This window comes from Stenotrophomonas sp. YJH_SMC_17 (assembly GCF_059371655.1).
The window spans coordinates 96,274-108,934 of the sequence record NZ_JCAFUU010000005.1 but is presented as its reverse complement, the minus strand read 5'-3'; the positions used below and the strand labels follow the sequence as shown (position 1 = coordinate 108,934).

10 protein-coding genes are annotated in these 12,661 nt (G+C 69.7%); 2 read left to right on the top strand and 8 right to left on the bottom strand.

Annotated features, from left to right (window positions below; translation table 11 throughout):
* Positions 1-16: 16 nt before the first annotated feature.
* The 4 genes from AC5P8Z_RS14930 to AC5P8Z_RS14915 all read right to left on the bottom strand — a co-directional run bounded on the left by AC5P8Z_RS14930 (position 17) and on the right by AC5P8Z_RS14915 (position 5,262).
* Positions 17-331: an I78 family peptidase inhibitor gene (locus tag AC5P8Z_RS14930; RefSeq protein WP_286070512.1), complete on the bottom strand. Its 315-nt coding sequence runs from the start codon at positions 329-331 to the stop codon at positions 17-19.
* Between the two features lie 66 nt (positions 332-397).
* Entirely contained in the window at positions 398-1,420 is a 1,023-nt protein-coding gene (locus tag AC5P8Z_RS14925) for a ribonuclease H-like domain-containing protein (RefSeq protein ID WP_333579513.1), read from the bottom strand.
* The gene (locus AC5P8Z_RS14920) at positions 1,417-3,906 is read right to left on the bottom strand and encodes a DEAD/DEAH box helicase (protein WP_495229406.1); all 2,490 of its coding nucleotides are present in this window, start codon (positions 3,904-3,906) and stop codon (positions 1,417-1,419) included. Before AC5P8Z_RS14920 ends, AC5P8Z_RS14925 begins: the two co-directional genes overlap by 4 nt.
* 93 nt (positions 3,907-3,999) lie before the next feature.
* Positions 4,000-5,262: a hypothetical protein gene (locus AC5P8Z_RS14915; protein ID WP_495229405.1), complete on the bottom strand. Its 1,263-nt coding sequence runs from the start codon at positions 5,260-5,262 to the stop codon at positions 4,000-4,002.
* Positions 5,263-5,342: 80 nt separating this feature from the next.
* Here AC5P8Z_RS14915 and AC5P8Z_RS14910 point away from each other — a divergent pair, with 80 nt between their 5' ends.
* Positions 5,343-5,861 (top strand): hypothetical protein, encoded by a 519-nt coding sequence (locus tag AC5P8Z_RS14910; protein WP_295566544.1) that lies wholly within the window; start codon positions 5,343-5,345, stop codon positions 5,859-5,861.
* 38 nt (positions 5,862-5,899) lie between these two features.
* Positions 5,900-6,574, top strand: a complete 675-nt coding sequence (locus AC5P8Z_RS14905) for a hypothetical protein (RefSeq protein WP_286070517.1) — start codon at positions 5,900-5,902, stop codon at positions 6,572-6,574.
* Positions 6,575-6,679: 105 nt separating this feature from the next.
* On the opposite strand, the gene AC5P8Z_RS14900 is transcribed toward AC5P8Z_RS14905, so the two are convergent.
* The 4 genes from AC5P8Z_RS14900 to AC5P8Z_RS14885 are packed head-to-tail and all read right to left on the bottom strand — an operon-like array spanning position 6,680 to position 12,661.
* Positions 6,680-8,488: a hypothetical protein gene (locus AC5P8Z_RS14900; RefSeq protein ID WP_495229404.1), complete on the bottom strand. Its 1,809-nt coding sequence runs from the start codon at positions 8,486-8,488 to the stop codon at positions 6,680-6,682.
* Complete coding sequence (locus AC5P8Z_RS14895) at positions 8,485-10,650, bottom strand: hypothetical protein (protein ID WP_495229403.1); 2,166 nt, start codon at positions 10,648-10,650, stop codon at positions 8,485-8,487. Before AC5P8Z_RS14895 ends, AC5P8Z_RS14900 begins: the two co-directional genes overlap by 4 nt.
* Positions 10,647-11,768: a BatA domain-containing protein gene (locus AC5P8Z_RS14890; protein ID WP_495229402.1), complete on the bottom strand. Its 1,122-nt coding sequence runs from the start codon at positions 11,766-11,768 to the stop codon at positions 10,647-10,649. The genes AC5P8Z_RS14895 and AC5P8Z_RS14890 overlap by 4 nt, the downstream gene beginning before the upstream one ends.
* Entirely contained in the window at positions 11,765-12,661 is an 897-nt protein-coding gene (locus tag AC5P8Z_RS14885; RefSeq protein ID WP_495229401.1) for a DUF58 domain-containing protein, read from the bottom strand. Before AC5P8Z_RS14885 ends, AC5P8Z_RS14890 begins: the two co-directional genes overlap by 4 nt.

The following is a 12,661-nucleotide window of genomic DNA, read 5'->3' as shown; positions in this document are numbered from 1 at the left end:
GCCACCCGGCGGAACATCAACCGCAGCTGGCGCGCTCGATCCTGTTCTGCGCATCCACCTGCACGGTCACGCGGTCCTGGCGGAAGTCCATGGTCACCGCCATGCCCGGTTTGACCACCCGCGCATTGCGCGCGCCACTGGCGCTCACCAGCTGCTTCACGGTGGCTTCGTCGGCGGTCTTGCCGGTGAAAGCGTCCAGCGTGTCCGGCTTGCACTCGTGCACGCCCTCGGCAGCGGGCGGTGGTGTGCTCTCGTGTGCGGTGCTGCTGCCGGCATGGCTGCAGGCGGCCAGCGGCAGGATGGCGAGCAGGGCGAGGGGACTGAGGCGCATGGTCGGGCTCCAAGCGTGGATGGTGGCGGCAGTGTCACCGCTGCCACCGTCAGGCCGCGTCAACGCCTACTGCCCGACCAGCGCCAGCGTCTCGCGTTCGCGTTGTTCCTCGCGCACCAGCCGCTGCAGCAGCAGGGCCAGCGTCACCACGTCCTGGTGATTGTGGTCGGCGACCCGCCGCAGGTTCACCGCATCGCCGCCGCGCAGGAAGCGCAGCCAGGCGCCGGGTGCTTCCGAGCCCGGCAGGTCGTCCTCGCGCACCACGCGCAGCAGCTGGCGTTCGATGGTGGACAGCTTGCAGTTCTCCCACGTGCCGCGATAGCGGCGGCGCGTGGGATAGAGCAGGTCCACATGATCCAGTGCGGTGATCGGGCAACGCTGGCGGGCCAGTCGATAGCGTGCCTTCAGCAGTGGCGCATCGTAGCTGCGGCCGTTGTAGCTGCAGAACACGGTGGTCGGCTGCAGCCAGCTGGCAAACGTAGCCAGCATCGCGTCTTCCGCAGCCATGGTGGACATCAGCAGCTGGCGGATGCGCAGGCCTTCGCCGCGTTGCGGGCACTCGTGCCAGTCAGCGGCGCCGATCATGAAGGCACGGGTGCCTGTGCCGCCAGCCAGGCCGGTGGTTTCGGTATCGAAGAACAGCAGGTCGCGCGCAGCCACGTGTTCGCCCTCGCGCCGGGCGAAATCCAGCGACAGCGGTTGTGCCGGGATCGCCTGCGGCTGCAGCGATTCGATCAGGAACAGGCCCGGTGCGATCTCTTCGCCGGGCAGCTGCCGGTCCTGCGCGCTGGCGCGTGCCGGCGCGGCACCACCGCGCGTGCGCAGGCCGAGCAGGCGATGCAGGCTGCCCACCTCGGGCCGACGCAGCGCGGGCGGCGTCGTGGCAGGTGCCGCCGCGCCGGTCGGCTTGTGGCGGATCTCCTGCTCGACCCAGGCGAACACCGAACGCTCCGCTGCTGGCTGACGTGCATCGTTGGCGGCCACCGGGGCCTGCGTGGCGGGTGCTGGCTCGGGCGCGGGCGGCGTGCTCGCCTTCGGGTCACCGGCCTGTTTCCGCAGCAGGCGCAGCTTGTCCAGGCTCAGGCTCACGGTGCCAGCAGCTCCATCGGCTCGCGCGGGGTCACCCCCACATCCGGTACGTGCTGGCACGCTTCGGCATCGAACAGGTCGAGCACGCGCAGTGCCAGTGCGCGCGGCGAGGTCTCATCCTCTTCCTGCGCCGCCAGCACCGGGCCGACGCAGGCCGGGCAGCCGGCCTTGCAGTCGCAGCGCTGCACCAGTTCGCGCGCGCGCTGCACCAGTTCGGCCTGGCGCTGCCACAGCGGTTCGCTGAGGCCCACGCCACCAGGGAAGTTGTCATACAGGTACACGGTGGGCACGAATTCCTGCAGCAGCTCCACCACACCGGGATCACCCTCGCTGCCGCGGAGCTGGCCACGACCACTCTGGTCGGCGATCGCGAACCAGGAACCATCGCCGTTGCCGACCGACTTCTGCAGGTCGCGCGCATCGGCCATCACCGCCACCGTGGCGACGATGTGCAGTGCGTAGGCGGCGCCGAGAAAACCATCCAGCGCATCCTGCTTGCTGGCGAACGCACGCAGCAGCAGCGCCTGTGGCAGCTGCCACCAGACCGCAGTGGTGTGCAGTTCCTGGTCGGGCAGGTTCACCGGGCCGTAGCCGATGTTCTCGTGGGTGTAATAGCGGATCTTCTTGTAGCCGGCCACGCGGCGCACCACGTGTACTTCGCCGTGGTGCGAATCGCCACGGCCGGCCACGCCGCCATCGAAGCGGTCCAGCACCTTGAGCTTGGTGAAGTCGATGCTGTCGGTGTAGTAGTCCACGTGGGTACGGGTGACGTAGGCCTTGCGGCCGTCCCAGTCCAGCGTTTCCACCTGGTAGGGGGTGGACTGCACCATGTGGATGGCGCCTTCATACAGAGTGAGCGCAGCGGCGGAGTAATCGACCTCGGCGATGATCTGCTGGCGGCCATCGCTGCGGTCGACCACCACGAAGTTACCGTCGGCCACGGCGCGCAGGCTGACCGCGTTGGCCGGATAGCTGTCGGCGATCCATTCCCAGCGCTCGCCTTCGCGATGGATGACTTCGGTTTCGGCCAGCGCTTCCAGGAACACTTCCGGATCGATCGGGCCGAAGCCATCGCCGACCCGGAACGGCAGTTCAAAGGCCGCGCAGCGGATGTGGTCGAACAGGATCAACGGCTGGTCCGGCGCGATGCGCGCATGTTCGGGCGAGGCCTCGGCAAAGAAATCCGGATGTCGCACCACATACTGGTCCAGCGGCTGCGAGCTGGCCACCATCACGCCCAGCGCGGGCTGCTGGCGACGACCGGCGCGGCCGAAGCGCTGCCAGGTGGCGGCCACGCTGCCGGGGTAGCCGTTGAGGATGACCACGTCCAGGCTGCCGATATCCACGCCCAGTTCCAGCGCCGAGGTGCTGACGATGCCGTCGATGTTGCCGGCGCGCATCGCCCGTTCGGTCTCACGCCGCTCGGTGGGCAGGTAGCCGCCGCGGTAGGCGCGGATGCGTGGCGGCTTGCGCGGGTCGTGGTCGAAAATGTCCTTCAGGTACTTGGTCAGCACTTCCACCATCAGGCGGGTCTGCGCGAACACCAGGGTCTTCAGCCCGGACTTGATCGCGATGCGCGCGATGCGGTTGCTTTGCGAACGTGCGGAGGCACGCAGGCCCAGGTCCGGATTGATCACCGGCGGGTTCCACAGCAGCACCTGCTTGGGTCCGCTGGGCGCGCCGGATTCGGTGATGGCGGTAACCGGTGCCTCGATCAGGGCCTCCGCATGCGCCTGCGGGTTGCCGATGGTGGCCGAGCACAGGATGAACTGCGGTTGCACACCGTAGAACGCGCAGATGCGCTTGAGCCGGCGCAGCACGTTGGTGACGTGGCTGCCGAACACGCCGCGGTAGGTGTGCACCTCGTCGATGACGATGTAGCGCAGGTTCTCGAAGAACTGTGCCCACTTGGTGTGATGCGGCAGGATGGCCTGGTGCAGCATGTCCGGGTTGGAGACCACGATGTCGCCATGCAGGCGGATCGCCTGGCGCGCATCGCCGGGGGTGTCGCCGTCGAAGGTGAAGGCCTTCACCCCCAGATCGCCGGCGCGGTTGAGTTCCAGCAGTTCGGCCACCTGGTCCTGGGCCAGGGCCTTGGTCGGGAACAGGTACAGCGCCTTGGCCTTGTCCTGCATGGCCGCACTGACCACCGGCAGGGTGTAGCACAGCGACTTGCCGCTGGCGGTGGGGGTGACGATGGCCACGTGTTCGCCGCGCTGGCTGGCCTCCCACGCTTCGGCCTGGTGGCTGTAGAGCTGCTCGATGCCACGGGCCTTCAGCGCGGCGGCCAGGGCCGGCGGTACCGACCCGGGAAGGGGCGCGTAGCGGCCTTCGCGGCCCGGAATGGCAAAGCTGCCGGTGATGCGGTCCTGGTAGCGGCGCTGCAGGCGCGCACTGAGCAGGGCGCCGTCGCGCGCGGGCAGGCCGTCGCGGGTAGCGAGCTTCTGCTCGGCATCGGCGGTGCGCTTGGCGAGTTCGTAGGCCATGGAAGATGGAGCCAGTACGGATTGCGAGGGGTCACATGGCACCACATCCACGTCTCAGGATGTGAGACATCGCGCGCGAAGGGCGTGAACCGTTCAGTGCCACGGGTCCGGACGCTGCGCGATGTCCGCGTCAAGCGCCTCGTTGCGGCGGTGGAGCTGCACCATGCAGATCACAAACCGCACCGCGTGCCAGCCCAGCGCCAGCAATGCCACCGCCTGCCAGCCAGACGCAAGCGGCCAGCCCAGCGCCAGGCGCTGCGACACCGGCATCCAGGCGGCGCCGAAGACCAGCACGCACAACAGCAGGCCCAGCCACGCCAGTTGCCAGAACCCTCCCGTGGGCGGATAGCGCCGTCGGTCACTGGCCAGGCACCATGCCGTGCCCGCGCCGAGTACCCATCCATCGCAGGTGCGCACTTCCAGCAGCATCGAGCGCCCGCGGGAGAATGCCGCAGCGTGCTCCCATTTCTCTGGTAGCTGCACACGCCGGTCACTACCCAGCAACCACACCCGTGATGTCTCGGCAGTACGCTGGTACGCGCGCAGGCGCCCGCGGACCCGCAGCACGCGCTGCGCAGTCGCAGGGCCGTTGCGGCGAGGGAGGCCCAGCCAGGCCGCAAGACCGGCGATGGCGAGCAACGGCATGGCGAGCAGGCCCGGAACGCCGGCGGCGGCCCACAGCGCCAGCATGGCAATCAGCAGCGGGGAAGGGCGCAGGCGGGGACCCCGTCGCATCGAAACTTCTTCGGGTGTCTCCAGGCGTTCGCCACAGACGCGGCTGGTGGCTGCATCCGGCCGTGCAGCAGCGATGGTGAAGCCATTCAGACGCACCACCATGGCCACGTGTTCACCCAGTACCACGTCAGCTTGATTGTCTTCCGAGAGATAGGGCCATGCCTGTCTTGGCACCAGCACGGGTATGCCACCCAGAAAGCCGTCACCGACCGGGAAGCTGTTCCGCCACGTCCCGCCGGTGAAGGCTCCACTCAGCCGCTTTATCTGGTCGTCATGGTCACAGCCGGTCAACGCGCGCACCGGTGCCAGTGCCATGTGTTCGTCCGCGCCCAGCGTCCGCAGCGTGCTGCTCCGGCGCAGCGAGGCGAGGCCTGCGCGGACACGCGATGTCCATTCGGCGGCGGTCGCGATGACCATCAGGCACACAACCGCCAGACCAACCAGTACTGCTGCGCGCGACATCAGCAGGCGACCGGCCGACGCGGCGGGCGTGCGGAGGGAGCTGTCATCAAGGAGGGCCTTACCGGGAAAACCGCAGGATGCCGACCCCGCTTCCCGAGGGGAATGAAGTTCGTTGCAAACTTCGGCGCTCAGGCCGCGCAGCGACGATGCGTGATACACCCTGAATGCCCCCGCCGATGCCAACGAAATCTGAAGCCCGCATCCGTATCCTTGTTCACTGGACGCAACCAACAGGGTGGATGGCTGTGGCACGACGTGGAACGCAGGGAGCGCTGCTGGCCAGCCTGTTGCTGGCGGGCATCGCGCAGGCGCAGCAGGCAGCGCCGGTGGCGGTGCCCGTACCCGTGCCTGCAGCCGCTGCGGATGCGCCGGCGGCAACCACCGCGCCGGTTTCCACCGCCCTGCCGCAGGACAACGTCACCACCCTTGGCGAGGTGCGCGCACTCAAGCCCGATGACGAGCCGCTGGACCTGTACCGCTTCAAGAACCCGGTGAAGTTCGGCGACAACCGCTTCAGCCGTGACTGGAGCGAACCGCCCTCGCCGGAGCAGGTCAGCATGAGTGGCGGCTACATCATGATGGGCGTGGTGAAGGGTGTGATGGCGGCTGCCAAAGGTGTGAACAAGCTCACCGGTGGCCCTTCGCAGATCCAGGCGGCGGTCGCGCGGCCGCCGCCCGAGCTCAGCGCCGAGCAGCAGCGGCGCGCGTTGCAGTTCTGCCAGGAGCAGGACGGCTGTGACGCACCGCCGGTGAAGTAGGGCGTATCCTTCGGCGGTTCCCCCACGAGACTGCCTGGATGCTGCTGCGCTCCCTGATCCTGCTCGCGACGCTGAGCCCGTTCGCTGCCATCGCCACTGACCTGGCTGACGATGGTTCCTGCCGCAACGGCGCGTTTCCCTCGCAGCAATCGGGCTTTGCCCTGGCCAAGGTGGTGGGTGCTCCCCGCCTGTACCTGCTGGGCGACATGGACGGCTGCCCGGCCAAGGGCGAGCCGGCCTGTCGCCAGCGCAGCTACGTGGTAAGTGGCGATACGCTGGTGACCGGGCGCGACCTGGGGAGCTATCGCTGCGCGTTCTTCCCGAACAAGGTGGGTGGCAGCGCCGGGTGGGTTGACCGCAGCAAGCTGCAGGTGTTGCCGGCCCGCACGCCGTCGCTGCAGGACTGGGTGGGCGACTGGAAGGATGGCGACAACGGTCTGCGCATCTCGGTGCAGGGCGGGCAGCTGCATGTGGACGGCGACGCCTACTGGCCCTCTGCCAACCCCACGCCGGAGCAGCGTCCCTACGGGCCGAACATGGGCCAGGTGGAAGCGCGGGCGACGCCGCGTGGTGCTGATGTGGAATTCGTCGAGGACACCTGCAGGGTGCGCGTGCACTCGCTGGGCGAGGTGCTGATCGTGGCCGACAACAGCGAGTGTGGTGGCATGAACGTGCGCTTCAATGGCGTGTACCGCCGCGCGGGAAAACGTTGAAGGGCGCATGAGGGGCCAGTAGATCCACGCCATGCGTGGATGCGGTTCGCGATCCAGCCGTTGGGGTCGGAGCCCTTTCGCGGCCGAAAGGTATCCGGCCCCAGGTCAGCGCCGCCGTTCAAGCCACCACAGCAGCGCGGCGCACAGCACGAAAGCCAGCCACCAGGGCCAGCGCGAACCCGGCACCGGCTGCGTCACCCGCGCATTCGCGGGCACGCTGCGGGCCAGCGCCTGCGTGGTCGCATCGATCATCGCCTGCCGATGCAGTGCAGCTGCGTCCTTCGGGTCGAATACATAGCGCCAGACGGTAGTGTCCCCATGCTGCAGGCGCTGCCAGCCGGACGCGCGCGGCCACCAACCGGCGCACCGCAGCGCCGATGTCGCACCATCGATGATCAGCGGCACGCTGTCACCGCGCGGGTTGAAGGCCTGCAGCGGTGCCTGCACGCCACACAGTGCCTGCCGCTCTCCTGCCCAGGCAATCGCCTGAGGCGACCACAGCACATCATCGCTGCCCTGTGCGCGCGCCAGCGTGGCCACCACGCTGCTCCACAGTTCACCGTGACGGTCGTCGCGGCCCGCCAGCACCCAGCGCCAGCTGTCGGTGATTGGCAGTACGGCGATGCGGCCCTTGCCAGCCGCGCGCCAGCTGCCGACGGCCTTGCCACCCCGATCGTGCAGCAGCGCGTTGCTGCCCGGCGCCTGCAGCGCCAGTGCTTCCAGCGAGGGCAGCGCGGCGCTGTGCGAGCTGCGGTCGGCCTCTTCGCCGTAGCTGGTCGGCAGTGTGCCGGCGGCAAGCGGGCCACGGCGCGCGGCAAGGACTTCGCTGTCACCGTCGCTGGGTAGTTCGAGGGCGTGGCTGCTGCCATCGCCCTGCACGGGCAGGCCAAGATCATACAGGCGCTGCCGCGCGCTGGCCGAAGGTGCCCCCGCACTGCGTACCAGCACACCCAGGCCGTCGCGCAGCGCCTGGCGCACGACGGCCAGCTGGCCTGCCTTCAAGGCAGCCAGGCTGCGTTCGTCCAGCAGCAGCAGGTCGCTGCGCGCCAGCGTTGGGGCATCGATCGGGACCACGCCATCGCCCACGCTGAGCCCGGCACCGGTATCGGCCTGCGCCTGCACGCGCAGGCCCGCGTCGGCGGCCCAACGCCGCAGGTACTTCAGTTCCGGGCCGGGCGCGCTGGCACGCACCAACAGGCGCAGGGGCGCTGCCGGCAACGTCTGCTGCGGCACCGGTACGCTGTCCACCACATGGCCTTCGGCGTCGAGCAGGCGCAGCCGGAACATGCTGCGGCCTTCGGCGCGGGCGATGCCGCTGAGCTGGACGCGGCCGTCCCCGGCAACGTCCGCGCGATCGACCACGGTGTCGGCCGGGTCCAGCAACTCTGCCTTCGCCTTTGCCGTGCCACGAGCCTGCGCCTGTACCTCGAAGCGTCCGCCGGGAGCAACGTCGGCAGGTGGCTGCAGGGCGACCCAGCCGCGCGGTGCGGGTGCCGCCTGCCAACGCACGTCGGCTGGCAGTTCCGCGTCGCGATCGCGCGCAGCCAGGCCGGCACCGACCAGGGTGAGCGTGGATGCCGGATGCTGGCGCAGCGCGGTGGCCAGATCCGGTACGCGCTGGCCGCCGGGTACATCGCCCGCTTCCGGCAACAGCAGCAGCGGACCTTCACTGGCTGGCACCGCACCCGCCTTGTCGGCCTGGGCGCCGAGCACGACCAGGCCAGCGGCAGGTCGCTGATGCGTAGGAGGTACCAGGCACAGATACAGCAACGTGGCGGCGATGATCTGCAGCCCGATCATGATCCACTGGCGGCCGCGATGCGCTGGACCTCCGCGCAACTGGCGCAGGCTGGCGATGACCACGACCAGGGCGAGTGCCAGCGCAATCCACAGGCTCGATCCGGAGGCGCTCATGGTGTTGCCTCCAGCGCGTCGAGATACCGTTGCCCCATCGCATCGGCCGCACTGCGCCGCATCACCTGCGGCAACGGACGCTGCAGGGCACGCCACAGCTGCGCACGCAGGCGCTGGCGGCAGTCGCGGCAGCCGGGCTCGATGCGCAGCTGCTCGATGGCGGCTGCCAGGTCCAGTGCATCGGGCAGGTAGGTAGCGTTGCGTTGCTGCCAGGTAGCGAGCGCATCGAGATCGGGTGTGCCGATGTCATCGCCGAGACGCTGCCAGGCTTCGACAATGGCCGGGTCCGGCGGCGTGCGCGCGGCCAACGGCAGTTCGCGACTGGCCAGCCCGGCGCGATCGCCACCCAGCCGTCGGCTTTCATCGATGGGGGGCAGCTCCGGCCCGACCCGGGCCAGGTAGATGCGCTCGGCCTGCTGCACCTGCTTGATGAAGCCCAGTGCCTTGTAGGCGAAGGGCAGGGCCTGCGCCGGGCGGCCCTGGCGCAGCTCGCCTTCGGCCGACCACATCTGGTCCAGCGCGGCCTTCAGCGTGGCACGGGTCTGCGGATCGAGCAGGGTGGCCGCCTCGGCGTGGTCGTGGGTGTGTCCGTACTCGGATAGCACGTCGGTCGCGCTGCCGAACACCGGCGGGGCATCTGCGTTGGCTGTACCGCCATGATCATGGCCATGGTCGTCATGCGCACCGGCCTGCGAGCCAGGGTCGTGCTCGTGATCGTCGCCGTGGTCATCTGCGGTCGGCGCATCGCTGGTGGGCAGGTCGCTGGTCGGCGGCGGCTTCGGTGCGCCTTCGCTCTCCTCGCCCAGGAACTGGCCGTAGCGTAGGCGCAGGATGCGCTGGTCGACACCGATCGCATCGCTTCGCTTGATGAAGTCATCAGCGGCCAGGCCAGGTCGCTGCCGGATCAACGCCTCCGCATCGATGATGATCTGTCGCTGGCTGCGGAAGTAGGCCGGCAGCGTCTTCTTGATGCGTCCTTCCAGTTCGGCACCAAGCGCGACCTCGGCACTGGGCAGGCGAAGGATGACGCTGTTGCTGCGCCCCGTCTGTGGCGTGGGTGCGTGATTGTCGCGCACCTCGAGCTGGGCGATCACATCGTTGCCGGGCTGCGCGCCCAGCGCAGCCAGATCAAGGGTGTGGGCGAAACGTCGAGCGGTGGCTTCGCCGCTGCCGGCAAGCGTGACACTACGTTTCACGAAGGTGATGTTCTCCCCGCTGCCCTGGGTGGTGGTGATCGACAGCGTTGCCTGTGCGGCCACGCCGTAGTCGTCGCTGGCCTCGAAGCGCAGCGACCATTGGCGCTGTCCGGGCGAGGCCAGCACCAGGCTGGCTGCCGGCTCCAGCACGCGCACGGAGGGTGTACGGTCGGCCACCACGTCCAGCCGATGCAGGCGCGTCTCGGCCAGTGCCGGTTCGCTCACCACGCGATACAGCGCCGGCGCGCGTGCCACGTCCTGCGCCTGCCATTGCCCGTCCTGCTCGTTCAGCGGCAGGCGCCGGCCATCGTGGAACTGCAGCCACGCCTTGTCCGGTACGCGGTCGAAGCGCAACGACCACGACAGCCGGCTGTCGGCGGCAACCTTGGCATCCAATGCATTCTGGGTGAGCGTCGCCTGGCCGGTGTAGGCCGGCGCGTCGACGCGCAGGCGGGTGGACTGCAGGTGCAGTGGGCCCGCGGGCATGGCGGTGTCGTGCGCTGTGGGTGCAGCGGCGGTGGGCCCGCTGTTCGAGCGCGGCCAGCCGAGTGCCAGCAGTGCGATGGTCAGGCCCGCAATCCAGCACAGGGCCAGCGCCGCGCGTGGCCAGCGCGGTCGCAGCTCCGGCATGTAGCGCTCCAGCGTGGCCAGCACGTGGGTGCGTTGACGCTGCTGAAGCGGATTGAGCGTGGCGGCCTCGGCGAACAACAAGTCCGCGCTGTCCTCGCTGGTGCCACTGGCATCAAGTTGCCGCTGCAGCCACTGACGGTCGAGCCGGCGGGCGCGCGCCGTCGCAACGGTGGCGCAGGCGAGCACGACGAGCGTGCCAACCACGCAGGCCGGATCGAAGCCGGCCAGGCGCAGCGCCAGCGCGGTGGCGGCCAGCGCCAACGGCAGGCCAAGCAACAGGGTGATCAGGGCGCGCCGGCGCCGCGCACGCTGCCAGGCACGCTGCAACGCGTTCATGCCGCCACCCGGCGCCGGGCGCTGCTGGCCATCCAGCGTTCCAGGGCGAACAGCAGCACGATGGCCAGCAGCAGCCAGGAGGTTGGTTCACGCACGGGGGGCGTTGTCGCAGGCAGCAAGGCCGTGCGTGGTGCCTGGTCCTGCGCATCGCCCAGCCGAGGCGGCGCAGGCGGTTGCAGGGCCAACAGCAGGGCACGCGGCAACCCTGGATCGCGCAGCGCCGTGTTGCTGGCGGCATTCCAGTCGCCGGGCAGCGACAGCAGTTGGCCTTGGCCGATGCGTTGCTGCCACAGCAGTGGTTGGCCGTCGGCATCGCGCAGCCGCACGTTCGCCTCTGCGGCGGGCGGGGTGGCGGCCAATACGTGGCCGCCGTCGCGCAGCCACGCCTGCCAATTCGCCGGCAGTGCATCGCTGCGGCTCCATACGCCGATTTCGCCGCGTTCGGGCAGGGCATCCGCTGCCAGCGTTACGAGCCCTGCCTGCGCGCCCCACGCGCGTTGCAGCGCACCCAGCCAGCGCTGGGCTGTGGCCGACGCCCCGCTGTGCACGCGCAGTCGCGGCGAGGGCGCCGCGGGATGCTGCCCGGTGACCAGCAACGGCTGTGGCCGCCATTGCACATCGCGTGACAGTTGCAGGCGCGTGCCGTCCAGGCTGGGCAGCGGATCGGGCACATGCACGGTCAAGGCGGTACCGGTAGGCAGCTTCGCGTCCAGTTCGCGCAGCAGGCTGGGCAGGGTGGCGCTCGAGACCGGTGGTGCCCGGTCGATGGTGGGGAAGCCAGGCGCCAGCCAGTGCCAGTTGCCATCCTCGGCCGTTCCACGCAGTGCCATGGCATCCAGTCCCGGCGCTACCACGGTCCATGCAGCGGGGGCCGCCGCCGGGCCCGTCAGCGCGGGCCGCGCCAGCAACAGCGCCAAGGCTGCCAGCAGTAACAGCCGCACCAGCAGCAACGGCCAGTCATCGAAGCGGATGCGCTGGCGCGGCCGGATCTGCGCGCGCAACCAGCGCAGCGCGGCGAAATCCAGCGGTGTATATGGATGGCGGCGGGCGAGGTGGATCAACAACGGCAGCAGCCATGCAGCGAGCGCGGCCAGGCCCAGCGGGAACAGCAGGTTCATGCGCCCTCCCCGCGGCCGAACAGCGCCTGCAACGGCTGGTCCAGGGGCTGGTCCAGCCAGCCGGTGGCGCTGATGATGCCGCTGGCCTGCAGGCGTGCGTGCAGGGCGCTGTGTGCGGCGGCGAAGCGCTGCAGGTAGTCGGCGCGGATCGCGGCGCCATCGCCCAGCAGTTCCTCGCCGGTTTCCGGATCGCGGAAGCGATGGCCGGCATCGAAGGGGAAGTCGCGCTCGTCGGCGGTCAGCACCTGCAGCAGCATCACCTCGCGGCGCGCGCTGGCGAGGTGTTCCAGCAGCACGATGGCGGCGTCATCGAAGCCATCACCGATCGCCAGCAGCAGATCGCCGGGGCGCACGCGCTCCCACAGCGGGCGCAAGCGTTCGGCCACGGGCCAGCCGCCGCGCGCCTGCAGCGCTTGCAACTGCAGAAGCACACGGTCGCGCTGGCGCGCGCCGTTCGCGGCCGGTACCAGTTGCAGGCCATCGCCATTGATCGCCAGCACGCCGAAACGGTCGCCCTGTTGCAGGGCCAGTTCGACCAGGCATGCGGCCACGCCGCGCATATGGTCCAGGCGCGTGCGCTGCGGTGCCGCGCGATCGGCCTGGCCGGCCGAGGCGGTGGCGTCGAGCAGCAGCCAGACCGTGATCGGGCTTTCGCGTTCGGATTCGCGCACGAAGAAGCGGTCCGAGCGCGCGTACAGCTTCCAGTCGATCTGGCGCAGTTCGTCGCCCGGCTCGTAAGCGCGGTACTGCGCGAATTCCAGCCCGGCACCGCGGCTGCGGCTGGGGTGCTGGCCGATGCCGCTCGCCCCGCTGGCCAGGCGCGGCCGCAACCGCAGCAGGCGCAGGCGCGCACGCAGTTCCGGCGGTAGGGTCAACGGCGCACCTGCGTTCAC

What these genes read in the sequence shown, in the direction of transcription:
- AC5P8Z_RS14930 (WP_286070512.1), bottom strand. Translation starts at nt 331, where the DNA reads ATGCGCCTCAGTCCCCTCGCCCTGCTCGCCATCCTGCCGCTGGCCGCC.
- AC5P8Z_RS14920 (WP_495229406.1), bottom strand. Translation starts at nt 3,906, where the DNA reads ATGGCCTACGAACTCGCCAAGCGCACCGCCGATGCCGAGCAGAAGCTC.
- AC5P8Z_RS14910 (WP_295566544.1), top strand. Translation starts at nt 5,343, where the DNA reads ATGGCTGTGGCACGACGTGGAACGCAGGGAGCGCTGCTGGCCAGCCTG.
- AC5P8Z_RS14905 (WP_286070517.1), top strand. Translation starts at nt 5,900, where the DNA reads ATGCTGCTGCGCTCCCTGATCCTGCTCGCGACGCTGAGCCCGTTCGCT.
- AC5P8Z_RS14900 (WP_495229404.1), bottom strand. Translation starts at nt 8,488, where the DNA reads ATGAGCGCCTCCGGATCGAGCCTGTGGATTGCGCTGGCACTCGCCCTG.
- AC5P8Z_RS14895 (WP_495229403.1), bottom strand. Translation starts at nt 10,650, where the DNA reads ATGAACGCGTTGCAGCGTGCCTGGCAGCGTGCGCGGCGCCGGCGCGCC.
- AC5P8Z_RS14890 (WP_495229402.1), bottom strand. Translation starts at nt 11,768, where the DNA reads ATGAACCTGCTGTTCCCGCTGGGCCTGGCCGCGCTCGCTGCATGGCTG.